General features: G+C 67.3%; 24 protein-coding genes and 1 pseudogene. 12 read left to right on the plus strand and 13 right to left on the minus strand.

Features of this window, described 5'->3' with window-relative positions:
* Positions 1-140: 140 nt before the first annotated feature.
* The 3 genes from ACIPVB_RS01775 to pdxH all read right to left on the minus strand — a co-directional run bounded on the left by ACIPVB_RS01775 (position 141) and on the right by pdxH (position 2,882).
* Positions 141-800 (minus strand): HEAT repeat domain-containing protein, encoded by a 660-nt coding sequence (locus tag ACIPVB_RS01775; RefSeq protein WP_400366443.1) that lies wholly within the window; start codon positions 798-800, stop codon positions 141-143.
* 147 nt (positions 801-947) lie between these two features.
* A complete protein-coding gene (locus ACIPVB_RS01780) occupies positions 948-2,105 on the minus strand; it encodes a GTPase family protein (RefSeq protein ID WP_400366444.1) in 1,158 nt (385 codons plus the stop codon).
* A 132-nt stretch (positions 2,106-2,237) separates the two neighbouring features.
* Positions 2,238-2,882 carry a pyridoxamine 5'-phosphate oxidase gene (pdxH, locus tag ACIPVB_RS01785; protein WP_400366445.1) on the minus strand — a complete coding sequence of 215 codons (645 nt, stop codon included), beginning with the start codon at positions 2,880-2,882 and terminating at the stop codon, positions 2,238-2,240.
* 172 nt (positions 2,883-3,054) lie between these two features.
* Between pdxH and ACIPVB_RS01790 the strand changes: the two genes are divergently transcribed.
* From ACIPVB_RS01790 to ACIPVB_RS01805, 4 genes are all read left to right on the plus strand, one after another.
* On the plus strand, positions 3,055-3,675 hold the full coding sequence (locus ACIPVB_RS01790; RefSeq protein WP_400366447.1) for a hypothetical protein: 621 nt from the start codon (positions 3,055-3,057) through the stop codon (positions 3,673-3,675).
* Positions 3,676-3,843: 168 nt separating this feature from the next.
* Complete coding sequence (locus tag ACIPVB_RS01795; protein WP_400366449.1) at positions 3,844-4,920, plus strand: alkene reductase; 1,077 nt, start codon at positions 3,844-3,846, stop codon at positions 4,918-4,920.
* Positions 4,921-5,007: 87 nt separating this feature from the next.
* Complete coding sequence (locus ACIPVB_RS01800) at positions 5,008-5,451, plus strand: helix-turn-helix domain-containing protein (protein ID WP_400366451.1); 444 nt, start codon at positions 5,008-5,010, stop codon at positions 5,449-5,451.
* Positions 5,448-5,834: a DUF86 domain-containing protein gene (locus ACIPVB_RS01805; protein WP_400366452.1), complete on the plus strand. Its 387-nt coding sequence runs from the start codon at positions 5,448-5,450 to the stop codon at positions 5,832-5,834. Before ACIPVB_RS01800 ends, ACIPVB_RS01805 begins: the two co-directional genes overlap by 4 nt.
* Here the strand turns inward: ACIPVB_RS01805 and ACIPVB_RS01810 are convergent.
* The 8 genes from ACIPVB_RS01810 to ACIPVB_RS01845 all read right to left on the minus strand — a co-directional run bounded on the left by ACIPVB_RS01810 (position 5,821) and on the right by ACIPVB_RS01845 (position 9,925).
* The gene (locus ACIPVB_RS01810) at positions 5,821-6,366 is read right to left on the minus strand and encodes a dihydrofolate reductase family protein (RefSeq protein WP_400368173.1); all 546 of its coding nucleotides are present in this window, start codon (positions 6,364-6,366) and stop codon (positions 5,821-5,823) included. The two genes, ACIPVB_RS01805 and ACIPVB_RS01810, sit on opposite strands and share 14 nt — an antisense overlap.
* A gap of 28 nt (positions 6,367-6,394) precedes the next feature.
* Positions 6,395-6,772, minus strand: coding sequence for a hypothetical protein (locus ACIPVB_RS01815; RefSeq protein ID WP_400366454.1), 378 nt, complete (start codon positions 6,770-6,772; stop codon positions 6,395-6,397).
* Between the two features lie 363 nt (positions 6,773-7,135).
* Complete coding sequence (locus tag ACIPVB_RS01820; protein WP_400366456.1) at positions 7,136-7,408, minus strand: hypothetical protein; 273 nt, start codon at positions 7,406-7,408, stop codon at positions 7,136-7,138.
* Between the two features lie 4 nt (positions 7,409-7,412).
* Positions 7,413-8,246, minus strand: a complete 834-nt coding sequence (locus ACIPVB_RS01825) for a TIR domain-containing protein (RefSeq protein WP_400366458.1) — start codon at positions 8,244-8,246, stop codon at positions 7,413-7,415.
* Positions 8,239-8,469 (minus strand): hypothetical protein, encoded by a 231-nt coding sequence (locus ACIPVB_RS01830; RefSeq protein ID WP_400366460.1) that lies wholly within the window; start codon positions 8,467-8,469, stop codon positions 8,239-8,241. Before ACIPVB_RS01830 ends, ACIPVB_RS01825 begins: the two co-directional genes overlap by 8 nt.
* Positions 8,459-8,728, minus strand: a complete 270-nt coding sequence (locus ACIPVB_RS01835; protein WP_400366461.1) for a hypothetical protein — start codon at positions 8,726-8,728, stop codon at positions 8,459-8,461. Before ACIPVB_RS01835 ends, ACIPVB_RS01830 begins: the two co-directional genes overlap by 11 nt.
* Positions 8,729-8,843: 115 nt before the next feature.
* Positions 8,844-9,311 carry a DUF4145 domain-containing protein gene (locus ACIPVB_RS01840; RefSeq protein ID WP_400366463.1) on the minus strand — a complete coding sequence of 156 codons (468 nt, stop codon included), beginning with the start codon at positions 9,309-9,311 and terminating at the stop codon, positions 8,844-8,846.
* 230 nt (positions 9,312-9,541) lie between these two features.
* Positions 9,542-9,925: a recombinase family protein gene (locus ACIPVB_RS01845; RefSeq protein ID WP_400366465.1), complete on the minus strand. Its 384-nt coding sequence runs from the start codon at positions 9,923-9,925 to the stop codon at positions 9,542-9,544.
* Between ACIPVB_RS01845 and ACIPVB_RS01850 the strand changes: the two genes are divergently transcribed.
* Positions 9,924-10,406, plus strand: a complete 483-nt coding sequence (locus ACIPVB_RS01850; RefSeq protein ID WP_400366467.1) for a hypothetical protein — start codon at positions 9,924-9,926, stop codon at positions 10,404-10,406. The two genes, ACIPVB_RS01845 and ACIPVB_RS01850, sit on opposite strands and share 2 nt — an antisense overlap.
* A 280-nt stretch (positions 10,407-10,686) precedes the next feature.
* A complete protein-coding gene (locus ACIPVB_RS01855) occupies positions 10,687-10,833 on the plus strand; it encodes a DUF2510 domain-containing protein (protein WP_400366469.1) in 147 nt (48 codons plus the stop codon).
* Positions 10,834-10,983: 150 nt separating this feature from the next.
* Here the strand turns inward: ACIPVB_RS01855 and ACIPVB_RS01860 are convergent.
* Positions 10,984-11,259, minus strand: a pseudogene (locus tag ACIPVB_RS01860) (DnaB-like helicase C-terminal domain-containing protein); the annotation flags it as partial.
* 285 nt (positions 11,260-11,544) lie between these two features.
* On the opposite strand from ACIPVB_RS01860, the gene ACIPVB_RS01865 reads away from it, so the two are divergent.
* The 4 genes from ACIPVB_RS01865 (at position 11,545) to ACIPVB_RS01880 (ending at position 14,357) form a co-directional block, all read left to right on the plus strand.
* Complete coding sequence (locus ACIPVB_RS01865) at positions 11,545-12,123, plus strand: hypothetical protein (protein WP_400366471.1); 579 nt, start codon at positions 11,545-11,547, stop codon at positions 12,121-12,123.
* Between the two features lie 111 nt (positions 12,124-12,234).
* The gene (locus tag ACIPVB_RS01870; RefSeq protein WP_400366473.1) at positions 12,235-12,588 is read left to right on the plus strand and encodes a YciI family protein; all 354 of its coding nucleotides are present in this window, start codon (positions 12,235-12,237) and stop codon (positions 12,586-12,588) included.
* Between the two features lie 159 nt (positions 12,589-12,747).
* On the plus strand, positions 12,748-13,098 hold the full coding sequence (locus ACIPVB_RS01875) for a YciI family protein (protein ID WP_400366474.1): 351 nt from the start codon (positions 12,748-12,750) through the stop codon (positions 13,096-13,098).
* Between the two features lie 11 nt (positions 13,099-13,109).
* The gene (locus ACIPVB_RS01880; protein WP_400366475.1) at positions 13,110-14,357 is read left to right on the plus strand and encodes an RNA polymerase sigma factor; all 1,248 of its coding nucleotides are present in this window, start codon (positions 13,110-13,112) and stop codon (positions 14,355-14,357) included.
* Positions 14,358-14,370: 13 nt separating this feature from the next.
* Here ACIPVB_RS01880 and dnaB read toward each other — a convergent pair whose 3' ends face one another.
* The gene (gene dnaB, locus ACIPVB_RS01885; protein ID WP_375136074.1) at positions 14,371-15,750 is read right to left on the minus strand and encodes a replicative DNA helicase; all 1,380 of its coding nucleotides are present in this window, start codon (positions 15,748-15,750) and stop codon (positions 14,371-14,373) included.
* A gap of 601 nt (positions 15,751-16,351) precedes the next feature.
* On the opposite strand from dnaB, the gene ACIPVB_RS01890 reads away from it, so the two are divergent.
* Complete coding sequence (locus tag ACIPVB_RS01890; RefSeq protein WP_400366477.1) at positions 16,352-17,506, plus strand: hypothetical protein; 1,155 nt, start codon at positions 16,352-16,354, stop codon at positions 17,504-17,506.
* Between the two features lie 78 nt (positions 17,507-17,584).
* The coding region (locus ACIPVB_RS01895) for a chaplin family protein (RefSeq protein ID WP_400366479.1) at positions 17,585-18,301 on the plus strand (717 nt) is incomplete at its 3' end.

Consider the following 18,301-nt stretch of genomic DNA (forward strand, 5'->3'; position numbering starts at 1 on the left):
GCGGTGGGCGCCCGGGAGGGGCGCCTCGCGGCGAACCATTCTCGAAAGTACCGCCCCCTCTTGAGCGGAACCTTGGGATGGCCAGGGGGTTGACGGTTCGGCTCGTCGGCCTTCGGCGCACCCGCGGGACGCCTGAGCCGTCAGTCCTCGCCCGCCAGCGCCCGCTGCGCGACCACGCGACGCGCCTCGACGACCGCCTCGGCGAACTCGGTGTCGGGGTCGTCCATGACGATCAGAGTTGCTCGCGCGTGCGCGCTGATCACGTCGTATGACGAGGCCGCGGCATGCTCGACAACCGGCTCGGCGCGCGGGCCGATGGCCGCGAAGGCCCGGCTCAGGCTGCGCTGGGTGTCGTGGTCGCCGCGTCCGAACTGGGTGGCGAGCTCTTCGGCGAGCGCCTCGCGCGCGTCGTCGGGAACCAGACCGGATGCCGTCCGCCACGCCGCCCGCGCCACCTCGGGGTGCCGGTCGCGCAGCACCGCCCGCGTGATGGCGCCGAAGGCGGCGGGGTCGCCGATCTTCGACAGCGTGTGCAGCGCCTGGCTGCGCGCCTGCGGCACCTCGGACGTCACCTCCGGCAGCAGGCCCGGCACCACGCGTGCGGGGTCGTGGCGCGTCAACGCCCACGTCAGCATGTCGCGCACGAAGAAGTCGGGCTCGACCGCGCAGCGGGCGACGAGCTCGGCGACGTAGCTGTCGTCGGGCCGGGTGCCCGCGGCGAGCGCGGCCTGCAGCCGGGCCGAGGCGTCGGGGTGTTCGAGGGCGGCGCGCAGGCGGTCGGAGGCGGTGGATTCGGTCATGGTGGTCCCAGGGTTTCACGCCTCGGGGCGGCGGGGGCCGGCGGGATCGAGCCCGCGACCGGCGGACGGCCGGCAGCCGCGGGGGCCGTCGCAGCGGCATCCATCCTCCGCTCGCCCGTCTACGTCGATCGAACGACGGGGCGACCCCTACTTCCGCCCCACCCGCCGCTCGACGAGCTTGCGCGCCACGTCCATGAAGCTCGGCGCGTACTTCGCCCATTCCTGGTCGAGCTTTCGCACGTCGATCTTGCCGGTGTGCAGCAGTTCGCAGATCTTGAGCCAGCTCTCGCCCGTCGCCGCGGTCAGCGCTGCGGCCACCGCGGCGTTCACGACGACGCCGGCGCCCGGGATGAGTTTGAGAAAGCTGGTCGCCAGGGCGCGTCCCGCGACCTGCACACCGAATTGCGCGAGCGCCCCGGCCGAGAGCATGGTCTTGACCTCGAGGTCGTAGATCGCGGCGATGCGTCCCATCATCGTCAGCTGGATCGGCGCCAGCGTGACAGCATCCGACACAGGAAGCGGAACGGATGCCGCCCCCGCGGCCGCCGCGGACGCTGCGGCGATGAGCGGCCGCGCCATCTCGCGCTTCCAGGGGAGGTTGAGTCGCTGTGCGATGCGAAAGGCGTCCTTGTCGCGCTCGGGGGCCAGCTCGAGGGTCTGCGTGACAAGGTCACCGAGGCCGTGCCCCTTGCCCTTCCCGTTCTTATCGCGGGTGGAGGTCAGGATGACCTGCCGATACGGGATACGCAGCCGCTCACCGGTGTTCGGGTCGATCGGGTCGTTCAGCCACTCGACGAACGCCTCCAAGTCTTTCGCGACGCCCTGGTGCCCGGTGATCGGGTTCTTGATCCAGTCGACCTTGGTCAGCACGAGGATCACGGGCAGCCCCCGCGCGTCGAGCTCGCGGATCATGGCGATGTCGGCCGGCGTCAGGCGATCGTCGGCGGCTCGCACGCAGTACCAGACGACCGAGATCTGGTGGTCGCCGGGGTGGGCGGCGATGGCATCCAGGTGATTCCGCAGCTGCTGGTCGGGCGGGACGGGCGAGCCGATCTCGAACCCCTCGACATCCCAGATGCCGAGCGAGTCGTCGCTGTAGAAATGCACGCCCCGCGTGACCGGCAACCCGCGCCCGACCTTCGCCCAGTCGCGCCCGAAGACGGCGTTGACGAGCGAGGACTTACCCACCCCCGACGCGCCGACGATCGCGAGGCTGAACCGCCCGTAGCGCGACTTCGCCTCGGTCGACGCCTGGATGAACGCCTTGTCGTCGAGCGGCGGCTTGTCCGCGTTCTTCTTCGCCATCGTCTCGCCTACCCCCGTACGTCGACCTCAGGATGCCGCGACTCAAGCCGTGGATGAGGATGTGACGAATCTACGGGGCGGGGCGCTCCCGGCCTCCCCGCCGCGTCCCCCTTGCGCGAACCGGTATACGCGTCACGGCTGCCGCCGCATCCCCCGCCACTCCCCCGCGGCATCCCGCGTGAACACGATCCGGTCGTGCAGCCGCGACGGTCGTCCCTGCCAGAACTCGATCTCGCGCGGCTCCACCCGGTACCCGCCCCAGTGCGGCGGGCGCGGCACGACCGCGTCGTCACCGAACCGCGCGGCCACCTCGGCCATCTGCTCCTCGAGTGCGGCACGGGATGCCACGGGCTCCGACTGGTGGCTCGCCCAGGCCGACAGCTGGGATCCGCGCGGCCGGGACGCGAAGTACGCGTCGTCACGTTCGGCGGGCAGGGGCGTGGCGGTGCCGAGCACGATGATCTGCCGCTGCAGCGCGTACCAGGGGAACAGGATCGAGACCGAAGGGTTCCCCGCCAGCGCCTGCCCCTTGCGCGAGCCGCGGTTGGTGAAGAACCACAGCGCACCGTCGTCGTCGATCCCGCGCAGCAGCACGGTGCGCGAGGTCGGGCGGGCCTCGGCATCCACCGTCGAGACGACCATGGCATTCGGCTCGGGAAGGTCGGCCGCATCCGCGAGCCACCGCTGAAATAGCGCGAGGGGGGATGCCGCGAGCGCGGCGTCATCGAGCTCGTCGAGCGTGTAATCGAGCCGGTGGGCGAGGGGGTTCTCGGTCATCGCGTTCCTCCGGTGCGGGGGTGGGTCACCAGCGTAGGACGATCCGCGGGAGTCCCCAGCCGATTCCTCGCATCTGAGCAGGATCGCAGGGTGAGGCGGAGGAAGCGGTGGGCGGATCGCACAATCGGTGATCGCCACGTCGACAGTTGCGAGGCGTGGGTAGGCTCGCGCCATGGAAGAGGCCGCTGGAACGCATTCTCGGTGGGGCGACATTCCCCGCGTTTCGAGGCCCCGGGTACGCGTCGGGATTCTCATCGGATGCGCAGCACTGTTCCTGATTTGTGTCGCAATCTACGAAGGCATTGCGTCCATCACGTCGGGCTCGACGGACGTGCTCATCGGCAACACTTTCGGGTGGCAGATCCGCTTCTACGCTCTGCTGGTCGGATGGGCGGCGGCAACGGTGGCGGTGTTCACGGTGCGGTGTCGGGCGTGGTGGTTGCTCCTGGCGATACCGGCGCGCGTCATCGCAATCGGTGTGCTCTTCGTGGGGTTCTTGCTGCTCCCCCTCACGTCATCGCAAGTGACGCCGGTCATGATCGACGGCTGCCCATCGGGATATCTCGCCGCTGAGCCGAATGGCCTCAGCCCCGAAGGCTCCATCGGCGTGCGCGACGGACTTTTCTTCCAGACGGTTCAGACGTTCGCCGGCGACGATTTCGCTCGCCCCTTCCTCCTGGGCACCTATAGCGCTGAGCAGCGCGGCGAGGTTATCGACATCGCCTACGCGGGCGGGAGTGCTGACCCGGCGTTCACCCTGCCGGCGATCTCGTCGGATTGCTCGGGTCGCTGACGGGGCCAGCGGCTGATGACGTGCGCTTCCCGCGCGATGCCGACCCCATCCGCCAGCCGATGACCCACGCGTCAACCCACCGCTGCGCACATGCGCATCCCGTGGAATAGATGGTCGCCGCGCTCCGTTACCTCCGCGTGGCCCTGTGACCCCCACGAAAGGACACCCGTGAGCCTCTTCACCCCCACCACCGTCGGAAGCATCGGCGTCCGCAATCGCGTCTCGCTCGCTCCGATGACCCGTCTGCGCGCGAGCGAGGACGGCGTTCCCGGACCCCTCGTCGCGAAGTACTACCAGCAGCGCGCGGGTATCGGACTGCTCGTCACCGAGGGTGTGTTCCCCAGCGCCGAGTCGAAGGCGTACCCGGGTCAGCCGGGCATCGTCACCGACGCGCAGGCCGCCGGGTGGGCGAAGGTCGCCGACGCGGTGCACGCCGAGGGCGGCGTCGTCTTCATGCAGCTGATGAACGGCGGGCGCGTCACCCACACCGGCATCACCGGAACCGACCGCATCGTCGCCCCCTCGGCGATCGCGATCGAGGGTGACACGCGCCTGGCCGACGGCTCGAAGGTCGCGTTCCCGGTTCCGCACGCCCTCGAGACCGACGAGCTGCAGACGATCCGCGACGAGTTCGTGAAGGCCGCTCGACGGGCAGTGGATGCCGGCATCGACGGCGTCGAGCTGCACGCGGCCAACGGGTACCTGCTGCACGAGTTCCTCTCGCCCGCGTCGAACCAGCGCACCGATGGGTACGGCGGTTCGCCCGAGGCCCGCGCGCGCTTCGTCATCGAGGTCGCCCGCGCCGTGGTGGCCGAGGTGGGCGCCGACCGTGTCGGCATCCGCATCTCGCCCGCCCACAACATCCAGGACGTGTGGGAGAAGGACGAGGCCGAGACCCGCGCCACCTACGAGGCCCTCATCGCCGGCCTCGCCCCCCTGGGCCTGGCCTACCTGAGCGTGCTGCACGCCGACCCCGCGAGCGACCTCATCCAGGACCTGCGCCGCGCCTTCGGCGGCACCTTCATCGTCAACTCGGGCTTCTCGAAGATGACCACGCGCGACGAGGCCGTCTCGGCCGTCGACGACGGCATCGCCGACCTCGTCGCCGTCGGCCGCCCCGCGATCGCCAACCCCGACCTGGTGACGCGGTGGGAGCAGAACGCCGACGAGAACGAGGTCGACCAGGCTTCGGTTTACGGCGGTGGCGAGGGCGGGTACACGGACTACCCGTTCCTCCAGGCCTGATTCGCGGATGCCAACGGGGCGACGTCACGACGATGGCGTCGCCCCGCGGTATATCGACCCCGATATACCCTCCGCTATCCTGGCCGCATGAACATCCGCGCGGGGCGTAGGGCGGCGGGCATGAGCCAGGCCGAGCTCGCTCGCGCGGCTCAGGTGCCGCAGCCCAACATCTCCGCGTACGAGAATGGCCGCCGTCAGCCCAGCCCCGAGGTGCTCGATCGGATCCGACGCGCGCTCGTCGGCACCTTGAACGACCGGCTGTTCCGGCACCGCGACGAGATTCACCGGCTCGTCGTCGAGCATCACGCCGAGAATCCGCGCGTCTTCGGCTCGGTTGCCCGTGGCGAAGCGTCCGAAAGCTCCGACATCGACCTTGTCGTGGATTTCACTCCCGACGCGGGACTGTTGGACGAGGTCGGTCTTCGGCTGGCGCTCGTCGACCTGCTGCAGGTCCCCGTCGATGTGGTGGCCTCCGACACCCTGCGCGGCGACCTGCGCGAGCGGATCCTCTCTGAAGCGGTGCCCGTGTGAGCGGCGAAACACAGAAGGCTCTGGATGCCGCGACCCGCATCACCACGGTCTGCGACGTGATCGCGCTGATCGTGGCCGAAGGCGAGGAGGCGTTCTCGACGAATGTCCAAGCGCAGTGGGCTGCCGAGATGGGCTTGATCCGCATCGGAGAGGCAGTCGCGAAGATCCCCGAGCCGGTTCGCCAGCGTTTCGCCGACCAGCCGTGGCGGCAGATTATCGGCATGCGAAACTTCGCCGCGCATCAGTACGACGACTTGGATCCGCACCGCGTCTGGCGGACCCTGACGCGCGATGTGCCGCGCCTTCGCGCCTATCTCGACGACGTGGTGATCCCTGCTCTCGACGGAGGTCTCCGATCAAACCCGTCGCTCAGTCACGCGTGACCGGCCGATACCGCTGCACCGAGACCCCCGACGGCAGCTCTCGTCGCTCGAAGAGGCGCAGTCTCACCTCATCCCCCACGCCGTCGAGCAGCCGCGGCCCCCGCCCCGCAACCACGGGATGCACGACGAACGTGTACTCATCGATCAGCCCGTGAGCCGCCAGCACAGCCGGCAGCCGCACCCCACCGAGCGAGATCCCCCGCCCCAGCAGCTCCTTCAGGCGAAGAACGGCCTCCACGACGTCTCCCCGCACGAGTTCGGCGTTCCAGTCGGCTTCAAGAAGGGTTCCGGATGCCACCACCTTCCGCATCGGATCCATCACCTCTGCGAACGCGACCTCGCTGGCATCCATCCAGTCCGGCCACTCCCCCGACTGCGGTCGGCGCCACGCGCCTTCCATTACCTCATACGTGACGCGGCCATAAAAAAGGGTGTCGGAGCGGCGCAGCTCGTCGGTCCAGAACGCCATGGATTCGGCATCCGGAGGTAGGCCCTCCTCGTGGTGGACGCAGCCGTCGAGGGTGACGTTGATGGCCTAGCGGAGAGGCTGGGTCATGCCGCTAGCTTTGTCGCCGCGGCTGCTCCGTGGAAGAGCCTTTCGAGGCGGGCGGCGCGGCCTGCACCGCGAACGCCTCCGCCAGCTCCGGCGGCCCGACGACCTCCATCGCCACCTCGAACCTCCCGAACGATGCGGCGAGCGCACCCCACGACCACGAGCCCGCCGCGAGGGTGCAGCGCTCGTCGTCGATGGCGGTGACGGTGCCGTCGCCCGCGAACGGCAGCACGTCTCGCGCCGGCGCGTGCAGCAACAGCGTCCCGCGGCAGGGCCACTCATTGGTGTCCGACCCCTTGAATCGCGCGGATACGAACGCGTCGACGTCCCAGCCCGGCACGACCCGCGGCGCGAAAGGAGCGCCGTGCGGCACCGTGGGTCGCACGCGATCCGCCGGATCGACGCCGCGCTCGATGCGATCGCGAGCCAGATCAACGGCCTGCTCGGTCGACCGGTCGTCGCAAATGCGCTCGCTGACGCAGTGGACTAGCTGACCTGGACGCCCGGTCGACGTCGCGCTTTCCTCAAGCTCCTGCTCGACGCCGTGATCGTCTACAGTTGGCCCGAGGGTACGCCACGTACGCGGCCGCGTTTCGGCAACGAGTATGCGGAGGGCTACGCCGTCTCACGCGAGGCGAGCATGAATGAAGCGACAGCACGTCGCGTCCGGACCGTCACCAAGTGGGGACTGACGATCTGACTCTCTCGCTTGGTTCAGGAGGGTTCGGGTCGAAGACCCCCACCCGATTCACTGGGCGGCGTCCACCTCAGCGGCAGTCTTCTTAGCCACCGGCTTCTTCTTGCCCTTGTTGCGTTCTGTGTAGATGTTCTGGCTCACCGACGCCACGCTGATATTTAGCATCGCGGCTATATCTGCACGTTTGAAACCGACGAGGGACAACCGATACGTCTTCTGCGCCTGCGTAGCTTCATGCATGCGGTCAAGCATCTCAAACGCCGCAATCCGGTCCTGGATGGTCGCGGGAGATACGGGTACCGTTGCTTCTTCTTCCTCACCCATAGCCCTACTCCTCGTCGTCCGGCTCGAAGTTGCCAGCGTCCCGCCACTTGTCGCTGTCCATGTCAATCTGGCATTTCGCGTTGCTGAGTTTGGCTGCGAGCTCTCGGCGGGTTTCAATCGAGTTGTTGAGGTGAGTGATGTGGATGCCACCGATGTCGGTGAATGGCCGTACCGAACCGATCTGCGTCAGGACGGTCCGCTCTGGGTGGCTGCTCATCGCCATTCCCGCCTCGAAGAGCACGTTGGGGCGGGCCTGGCCCGTAAGCTCTTTCTCGTACGCCGGGTCGTTCTTCTTGTGATACTCCGGCTTGAGTCGGGCCTCGTCATCGGGAGTCAGCAACACAACAACGGCTACCGCTTTGGCAAAGAGCGCGTCCACAACTTCCCGAACGCTCGGGTTCGCGATTTTGGTCTGACTGATGCCTTGGGTCCAGCTCATGGGTTTCAGGTCAAGCGACTCCAGGAACTCGAACATCGCATTCTTCGCGTCGCCGTCACGGCCGTAGACCACCATTACAGTGCGGCCGGGCTTGACACGAGGGGTGCGCGTTGCCGAACTTGATGCAGCGCGAGCGGCCCGTGCGGGCCGCGCTGAGCTCGGTGATGCTGCAGGCATTGAAGTTGCTCCCCCAGGATGAGAGCCACGCAGCGATGCCCAGTCAGCATCATCTACCGCTCTGTTGATATTCACGTTGTTCTCAACGGCAACTGCCATGGAGGCGTGATCACGGCTCAACAGATCAGAAGTGGATTTCGCGGTGACAAGCCGGTTGATGTGTCGCTCGCTGTACCCAGTCTTGTCACGGATGAGCCGCCGGATGAGCGCCCCATCAGCCATCCGTAGCTGCCTCCGACCTATCGACCTTCTCGGTCTTCTTCCGTGAAGCAGAGAGAAGCGCGCGGACGGACCCCTCCGACGTTGAGAGAAGACCTGCGATCTCCCTGTTAGAGAAGCCAGAGGTCGCGAGCGTAGACGCCGCCGTCGATTTGTTCATGTCCTTGATCAGCAGCAAGGCGAGCAGATTGGCGATTTTCTCAACGCCGTCGGTCTCACTTGGCATCTGCGGTGGCCGCCTTCCGCTTTGCCTGATTGATCTGAACCCGCAAAGACTCATCATTCGAGCCCAGCATCGCCGCGGCGTCGGCTCGCGGTAAGCCGAGCGTCATCAAAAATTGAGCGCGCTTGACCATCGTCGCATCAGCGAGACCCGCGAGATGCATGGCCTGGTAGGCGAGCGAACGGGCAATGACCGCGTCCCATGGCGGTTCGGATTCGGCATTCGGCAACGGAGCCCCCTTGATCAAGAATGCTTCCACCATAGGGGCGCACTGCCACTTCCAGGCAACTCTGATAATTGATGTACGGCGTGTCTCGGACGACATCAATCAACCGCAGCTATTTTGACGCCCACGTCCACGCATCGCGAGCGGAGCCTTACGCGGAGGACGCGGACCTCCGGTTCTTTAGACGCTCGGTACGTGCAGGCCCTTGGAATACCTCCGCCAACACTTCGTCCATCAGCACGAGTACGTCGCGGACGTCGTCGCTCTCCGGAACGTCCGCGATGTCGCCATGCGCCATGTCGTTCCCGAGGTGGCGAATCTCGTGTGCGGCATCCTTGGTCGACTCGCGAATCACGCTCGAAGCCGCCATGGCGTCAATTTTCTGAATCAGCCTCCCCGAGGTGATGCCCTTCTCCTTCGCAGTTGCCTCGACGACAGTTCGCGCCATCAGAATCGAGGCCATGAAGGCGTTGATACTGAAGCACGAGTGTGCCTCTTTCGCCGCGCGTTCGATGTGCTCGGGGACGTCCGGAAACTCAGGAGCATCGCCACGCCGCGGCAGCCAGGTGATGTCATCGTCGTGGATTGCGCTCAGCCGCGCCACGGGATCTCCCGACACGTCTCGCCACTTTGCAGAGAACGCGAGGCTTGCTCTACCGCAATGGTCACACGTGGCTGCACCCTGGAGCATCTGAAACGTCGTAGAGCGGAACATAACGATCTCGGCCCACCGGGGGGTGAGGTGCGTCGCGCGGTTGCAGAACGGGCATGTTCTCGATGGCATGACACCATCCTGGCGGAAAATGCCCTGTGGGCGCGTTGGCCGCGATGCCATCTCCGGCCGCCCTGTCAATTTTGTATGGACAGAGACGCCACTCTTTCAACCAGCTTCGTGACCGTCGACGGATACAACCGGTTGCCCGGCGATGTGAGGTGGCCGGCCTCGTTCAGCTCGCGCGCGATCGGCGACACGCACGCACCTTCGTCGCGACGCATAGTGATGTAGTTGACGACCTCACCGCGGAGGTCAGTCTTCGAGGGACGGCCACCGTACGGCTTTTCCTGGCGCTTCAGCTCGGCCAGCGCGGCACGGGTTCGGTCACCGATCTGTCGCCTCTCCCACTGGGCCAGCGCCATCAGGACGTGGGCGATTGTTTCCCCGTTGGTCGTGGCCATGTCGAGGTCGAGCGTGGCAACGGACCAGCCCTTCTTATGGCACTGCTTCGCCGCCATGACCCCCGCCACCTTTTTCCTCCACGCCGATGCCGTGCTGCGCGAAGTCGTCGACAAACTCGATGCCGCCGACTTCTCGGCACCCGTTCCCGAGGAGTGCAGCAAGCTCGAGTCGCCCACCTTGCTCGGCGTCCTCGGGCGCCATGCCTATGACGAAGCGTGGATTTCCGACGTAATCGCCGGGCGGGCGACCGCCGAGGGCGACCCGTTCGCGGCCGTCGACCTCTTTGGTGACGATCCGGTCGCGTCCTACGACGCGCTGAATGACGACGCGACAGCCGCCGTTCAGGCTGGGGAGTTAGCTGACACCGTTCGCATCACGTACGGCGACTACCCGGCCGCCGAGGGCTTCGCGCACCTCGCGTTGTTTCGCGCGTCGCAGGTGTACTCGATCGCGAAGCACTTCGGCATCCCGTTTCACCTCTCATCCGAGCTGATCGCGGGCAGGAACGAGCACGTCATCCCGCACGCCGATGAATAGTGTCAGTTGGGAGTCTTCCCTCCGGCCATCGAGCCATTGGGGGCGCTAACAACGAGACCGTGCTGATGTGCGCGCTGGGGTTCTGGAAACCGTGAAGCCGTGAATCCTGTCGTGCCTGCACTCTGGCAGGCGGACTCGGTACGCGCGGCGTCGGCGGCGGCTGGCGCCGACGGACCGCCGCCTGACTCCATCAGTTCCACCCCGAGGTGTTCCCGTATTGCGCCGACGGGGCGGGGTCGCCCGACACCATAGGCTCGACATCGACGATGGAGGGGGCGCCATGGCCGAACAGAACACGCCTGCCGGGTGGTGTGACGACGGAACCGGCACAGGAACGCAGCGGTACTGGGACGGTCAGGTCTTAACCGCTCACGTCACTCCGCCGTCCCCCGTGCCCCTCACAGAGCAAAAGACGACTACGCGATGACCCCCGAGACCGACGCGAAGGCTCAAGCCATCCACGACGGCGACCTGGGTTGTTACGACGGCGACGTGCTCCCGACGTCCTGACGGCGTTTCTGCGACAGCCCCGGGTCGGGCGCGACGGCGGTTTCTCGGGGGTCGATGTTAACGGGAGTTACATCCCCGGCGCCATATCCGCGAACCGCGAATAGTGCCCCTGGAACGCCACCGTGATCGTGTCCGTCGGCCCGTTACGGTGCTTCGCCACGATCAGGTCCGCCTCACCGGCACGAGGCGAGTCCTTCTCGTACGCGGCCTCGCGGTGCAGCAGCACCACCATGTCGGCGTCCTGCTCGATCGAGCCCGACTCACGCAGGTCGGAAAGGGCCGGCTTCTTGTCGGCGCGCTGCTCGGCACCACGGTTCAGCTGCGACAGGGCAATGACGGGAAACCTGCAGCTCCTTCGCCATCAGCTTGAGCGCACGCGAGAACTCAATGACCTCCTGCTGGCGCGACTCGACGCGCCTACCACGCCCTCGCGCTGCTTGAGCCGACGGCACGTGGCGCGGATCTCGACCAGCGTCATGTTGGGGCTGTCGTCACGGCATAGGGCGTCGGTGATGCGCCCTGGACGGTGAACGCGGTGGAACCTTTTGCGGTCACGAATCCGAACGCCGCCCATCGAGCGACCGCCGAACCCTATCGACTGTCGCACCCCCGGAGTACGGTCGGCGTCATGAGTCCTGCCACTCTCTTCCTGCACGCCGACGCCGCGCTGCGCGAGGTCGTCGATCAGCTCGATCCCGCCGACTTCTCGGCATCCGTTCCGAAGGAGTGGAGCGAGCTCGAATCGCCCACGCTGCTCGGCATCCTCGGACGCCATGCCTACGACGAAGCCTGGATCCCCGACGTGCTCGCCGGACGCGCGGTCGCCGACGGCGATCCGTTCGACGAGCGGGACCTCTTGGGCGACGATCCGATTGCGGCGTACGACGCCTTGAACGACCAAGCCGCAGCCACTGTGCGAACAGGTGAAACCGTCGACACCTTCCGCTTCGTCTATGGCGACTACCCGGCGGACGAGGGCTTCGCGCACCTCGCGTTGTATCGCGCGTCGCAGGCGTACCTGATCGCGAAAGAGTTCGGCATCCCGTTTCACCTCTCTTCCGATCTGATCGCGGGCATGAACGAGCACGTCACCCCCCACGCCGACGAGTGGCGTCAATTCGGCGTGTTCCCGCCGGCCATCGAACCCCCGGCCGACGCCGATGACGAAACCGTCCTGATGTGCGCGTTGGGGTACTGGAGGTCGTAGGAATTCGTTCGCGGATTTTCCAAGCGGATGTCGATCCGGCGGTCCGCTGGTCGCTGTCTCTGTGACGGAGCCGGAGTCGCCGGCTCGAAACCAGCCGCAGGAGGCATCGCCATGTCCGAGTACGCAATCCTCATCTACGAAGACCCCACCTATTACGCCGCCCTCTCGCCGGAAGGATGGGCCGCGGTCGTCGAGGCCCACAACACCTTCACCGCCCGGGTGGTCGAGCACGGCGGCAGGATCACGGGCGGTTCGGCGCTCGCTCCCGTGACCACTGCGACCACGATCAGAGCCGACTCGGTGACGGGCGGGCCGTTCGTCGAGTCCCGCGAAGTCCTGCTCGGCTACTACATCGTCGATGCCCTCGACCACGGTCACGCCATCGAACTCGCGAAGCTCTGCCCGGCCACGGGCGGCGGGGTCGAGCTGCGCCCGCTCCACGACCCGTCGGCTGCACAGCTCTGACCACTCATCAGAGCGAACCGTCGACGTTTCATCACAGAGCGGGCAAGACACCTCGAGCCACGCACCGCCTTCTCGTGAACGGGTCCATTTTGAGCGTCGATTTCGCGCTTGCCCGTTCGCTCAACCCGTGACACGGTTCCACTACGAAAGGACACGATCATGAAGTACGCCATCATGTTCACCTCCACACCTGAACTCGACGCGGCGGTATCTCCCGAGCATAGTGACGAGGTCTACCGCCGCATCTACGAATGGTTCGGCACCCACAGCGTCGCGATGACCGAATCGGGCGCAGAGCTGCAGCCCGTCAGCACCGCGACCACGGTCAGACGCGACGGCGACCAACCGGTCGTCACCGACGGCCCGTTCTCCGAAGCCAAAGAAGTCGTCGGCGGGTTCCAGGTGATCGACGTCGCCGACCTCGACGCGGCGATCGCCCTCGTCAAGACGTGGCCGATGCTCGAGCTGCCCGGTGTGGCCGTCGAGATCAGGCCAATTGTCGTCTACTGAGAACGCGTCGGATGATGAGTGGATCGGATGCCGGGGCCCGCCACCCGGCCGGTGCCGCGGCATCCGATCTGCATCTCGCCCGCGTCATTCGCGCGGAATCGGCGCGCATCGTCGCGGCACTCACCCGGTGGATCGGGAGTCTCGATCTCGCGGAGGAGGCAGTCGCCGAGGCGATCGAGGAGGCCGTGCTCCAATGGCGAACGCGGGGCGTGCCACCCAATCCCGGGGGTTGGCTCACCCAGGCAGCCCGTCACAACGCTCTCGATCGGCTCCGTCGAGAGAAGCGGTATCGCGAGAAACTCGACACGCTCCGCGAGGTGACACCGGCTCCCGCCCGCGCTGACGACGAGCCCGACGAACGACTGCCTCTGCTGTTCGGCTGCTGTCACCCCGCACTGTCACCCAACTCGCAGCTCTCCCTCACGCTTCGTGCCATCTGCGGCCTCACGACGGCCCAGATCGCGCGGGCCACCCTGACTCCAGAGTCCACCGTCGCCCAGAGGATTGTTCGCGCCAAACGCAAGATCGGCACCGCCGGCATCCCGCTGCGCATTCCGGAAGAGTCGGAGCGCGCCGCACGGGTGGACATCGTCCTCACCGTCATCTCGGTGATGTACAGCGAGGCCCACCTGGTGGCCGGCGGGGATGCCACCGCGGATCGCGACCTCGCGGACGACGCCCTCTGGCTCGCACGGGTCGTCGCCCATGACCTGCCGCGCGAGGCTGAGGCGCAGGGATTGCTCGCCCTGCTGCTGTTCCACCGGGCGCGCGAAGGCGCACGCGCCGTCGACGGAGAACTCATTCTGCTGGCCGACCAAGACCGCGCGCGATGGGATCGCAGCCTGATCGCCGAGGCACAGACCGTCCTGAAGCGAGCCGCCGCGCTCCGACGCCCCGGACGCTGGCAGCTGCACGCGGCCATCGCTGCGTGCCATTCCGACACGCACGACGGCAGCCCCACCGACTGGTTGCAGGTGCTCACGCTCTACAACATGCTGCTCGCCTACGACCGGTCCCCGGTGGTGCGATTGAATCGTGCCGTCGCCCTCGCCGAGGTCGACGGACCGCAGAGGGGCTTGGACGACGTCGATGTCCTCGAGCAGGACCTCGCGGGCTACCACCTCTGGCACGCCGTGCGGGCACGCCTGCTCCGGAACCTCGGCCGAAGTGATCAGGCCCTGACAGAAGACCTGCGTGCCCTCGAACTGACCGCGAACGATGCCGAGCGGCGCCTGCTCCGGGCGCGCGTGGAACGCTAGTCGGGCGTCCCTGTCACATCCCCGGCGCCATATCCGCGAACCGCGAATAGTGCCCCTGGAACGCCACCGTGATCGTGTCGGTCGGCCCGTTACGGTGCTTCGCCACAATGAGGTCGGCCTCGCCGGCACGCGGCGAGTCCTTCTCATACGCCGCCTCGCGGTGCAGCAGCACCACCATGTCGGCATCCTGCTCGATCGAGCCCGACTCACGCAGGTCGCTCAGCGCCGGCTTCTTGTCGGCGCGCTGCTCGGCACCACGGTTCAGCTGCGACAGGGCGATGACGGGAACCTGCAGCTCCTTCGCCATCAGCTTCAGCGCGCGCGAGAACTCACTGACCTCCTGCTGGCGCGACTCGACGCGCTTACCGCTCGTGAGCAGCTGCAGGTAATCGATGACGACCATCTTCAGACCCTCGCGCTGCTTGAGGCGACGGCACTTCGCGCGGATCTCGACGAGCGTCATGTTGGGGCTGTCGTCGATGTAGAGAGGAGCGTCGTTGATGCGACCGCGGGTGGCGGCAACGGTGGTCCAGTCGCGCGAGTCCAGGGTTCCCTTGCGCATGCTCTGCAGGGGGATCTGGCCCTCGGCGCTCAAGAGGCGCATCGCGATCTCGCTGCGCCCCATCTCGAGCGAGAAGAAGATGCACGGGGCGTTCGACTTGATCGCGGCGGCGCGGGCGAAGTCGAGCGCGAGCGTCGACTTACCCATGGCGGGACGCGCGGCGAGCACGATCATCTGGCCCGGGTGCAGACCGTTGGTCAGCTGGTCGAGTCCGGCGAAGCCGGTGGGGATGCCGGTCATCGACCCGTCGCGACCGCGAGCGGCCTCGATCTCTTCGACCGCGGCATCCACCGCCATCGTCAGCGGGATGTAGTCCTCGGCGCTGTCGTCGCCCGACACGTTGTAGATCTCGGCCTGCGCGCTGTTGACCAGCTCGACCGGGTCGCCCTCACCGGCGTATCCCATCTGCACGATGCGGGTGCCGGCCTCGACCAGGCGACGCAGCATCGCGCGCTCCGACACGATCGACGCGTAGTAGCCGGCGTTGGCCGCGGTCGGAACGATCGAGGTGAGCGTGTGCAGGTAGTCGGCGCCGCCGGCGCGCTGCAGCTCGCCCGTCTTGATGAGCTCGTCGGTGACGGCGACCACGTCGGTCGGCTCGCCGTGCGAGTACAGGGTGAGGATTGCCTCGAAGATCAGCTCGTGCTTGGGAACGTAGAAGTCGGGACCACGCAGGGTCTCGATCACGTCGGCGACGGCGTCTTTCGACAGCAGCATGCCGCCCAGCGCACTCTGCTCGGCGAGCATGTCGTGCGGGGGCGTCCGCTCGGGACGCGGGGCTTTTCCGAGACGCTCTTCGGCGATGTCAGCGATCGACAACAGGCTCTCCATTCGGTTCTCGGGCGGTGGCCGCGCCGTGCGCCTCGCGCGCGCGTGAGAACCTGCGGCGAGAGGTGGAACGGCCTCGGGAGCGATGGTTTCACCGACGTCCGACATCGACGCGCGCGGCACGTGAACCCAGGGCCCGAGGGGCTGCACCCACGCTAGATACCACCCTCTCCACATGCAAATGTCCCTGTGGATAACTCTGTGGAGAGCTTGCGGGAAACGCCGCCATGTCTGTGCACAACTACTGTGGAGAACTCCGTGGATGGGTGCAAATTTGGGCCCGTAAGTTATATCTGATCTGGGGTTTAGTTGTCCACAGGTTTCCTGGTAAAAACCCGAGTGAATCTCGGCTTGAAGGTTGTGCGCTAGGGGTTCCACATGTGCACAACCCCGGGGATAACTCGGCGACGGCGTATCCAGTCGAGACGCCCGCTGTCAAGTTTTTTCGAGATCCCGGCGTGTCGGGCGTCACATCCCCGGGTCCTACCTAGGTAGTCCGCGAACTACCTAGATTTCACCCGGGGTCTGTCGAATCCTTCACCCGCGGCGTAGCGTCGCTCGCCAAAGTCGACACTCACGGCCATTCACCTATGGGGGGCGAATCGTGAAGGACACGCTGGACAGGGGGGCACCGCGCTTCGCGCGGGCACTGCTGCTCGGCGTGCTCGCGATCCTCGCCTTCGCCGTGTTGTCGCTCTTCTCCTCCGCGTCCTCAGCCTCCGCCGACGACGGCGGTGGACTGCTCGGAGCGGTCGGCTCGACCGTCAACGGCGTCACCGACACCGCCGGCGGAGCCGTCGAGACCGTCGTGAGCCCCGTCGTCGAGACGGCCCAGCCGGTCGTCGAGACGGTCGTCACCCCCGTCGCCGAGACGGTCGTCGAGACCGCTCAGCCCGTCGTCGAGACGACCACGCAGGTTCTCCCCGCACCCGTCGCCGAGACCGTCACCTCCACCGTCGAGGCCGTTCCCGCCGTGATCCCCGCCGTCGTTCCCGCGGTGGTCGACACCGTCAACACGGTCGGCGACACCGCGAACGGTGCCGTCAGCGGCACGGTCGGTGTCGTCGGAGACGTCGTCTCGGGAGTCGCCGACTCGGGCATCGTCGGTGGTGTCCTGCACCCCGTCGTCGACACCGTCGAGTCGCTCCCCATCGTGGGCGCGGTCGTCGAGGGCACCGGCCTGGGCGAGGTCGTCACGGGCGTCGGCGACACCGTCGACGAGACCCTGCCGGTCGTCGTGGGCGAGCTGCCGAGCGTCGACCCGGTGATCCCCACGATCCCCGGCGGCACGCAGACCGGCGGTGGCAGCACCCCGCTCCCCGCGGCACCCGGTGTCGAGCTCCCCGGCGTGCCCACGACGGATCTCCCCGGGTCCCCCGACGCGGCGATCGACGCGGCCGTCGAGGCCACGGCATCCCTCGCCCCCTCGGTCTCGACCACCGCCCTCGCCGACCAGATCGCCCGCATGTTCCGCGAGGCCGTCTCGACGGCCATGCAGACGGCCCAGGCGGCCGCTGCGGGCGCGGCCTCCGGCATCCCCTCCTCCCCCGCCGCAGACGACGCCTCGAGCCACACGTTCGGCGTCAGCACCGGTTCGGCCTCGTCGGCCCTCGGCGGATCGGGGGCCGCCGGCGCAACGCCCGCGACCGCCGACCACGCGCGCCTCTCGGCCGCCATCGTTCTTCTCTCGCGCGGGGGCGACGTCGACGACGACCTCCCCGCCGTTCCCGTCTACGCCACCGACGTCTCTCCTGACTGAGGACGGTCTCGCCGTGCCCGTCACGGCTGACGACCACGCGCTCACGCGCACCCTCATTCATCTACAGGAGAAACTTCCATGCGCAAGATCTACTCGCGCGTCCTCATGGGCGCGCTCGTCGGAGGCGGCTTGGCCGTCCTCGGATGCGGCATCGCCAATGCCGCAGAAACGTCCGGCACCGACGGACTGCTCTCGGGCGACCAGGGCCTCGTCTCGGTCGACCTGCCCGTCACCGTCGGCGGCAACGCCGTCTCGCTGATCGGCGACAGCCACAGCGAAGACGCCACCACCACGGCGCCCTCCACGGCGCCGGCGCCCTCGGTCACGACCGAGGGTGGCGACGGCATCCTCTCGGGAAACCAGGGTCTGGTGTCGGTCGACGTGCCCGTCACGGTCGGCGGCAACGCCGTCTCGGTCATCGGCGACAGCAGCACCTCGGATGCCACCACCACCGGCGGCGGCTCGTCCACCGGCGGCGCGGGTGACGTGTCGACCGACGGCTCCGACAGCATCGGCGGCGGCAACCAGGCTGTCCTGCCGATCAGCGTCCCCGTGACCGTCGGCGGCAACGCCGTGTCGGTCATCGGAGACAGTGAATCGAAGGATGCCACCACCACCGGCGGCTCCACCGGCTCCGGCAGCGGTGGCGACGTCTCGACCGACGGAAGCGACAGCATCCTCGGCGGCAACCAGGCAGCCCTGCCCGTGCAGGTGCCCGTCACCATCGGCGGCAACGCCGTCTCGGTGATCGGAGACAGCACGTCGAAGGATGCCACCACCACCGGCGGATCCACC

Source organism: Microbacterium sp. NPDC090007, from assembly GCF_044748345.1.
In the GTDB taxonomy this organism is placed as follows: Bacteria; Actinomycetota; Actinomycetes; order Actinomycetales; family Microbacteriaceae; genus Microbacterium.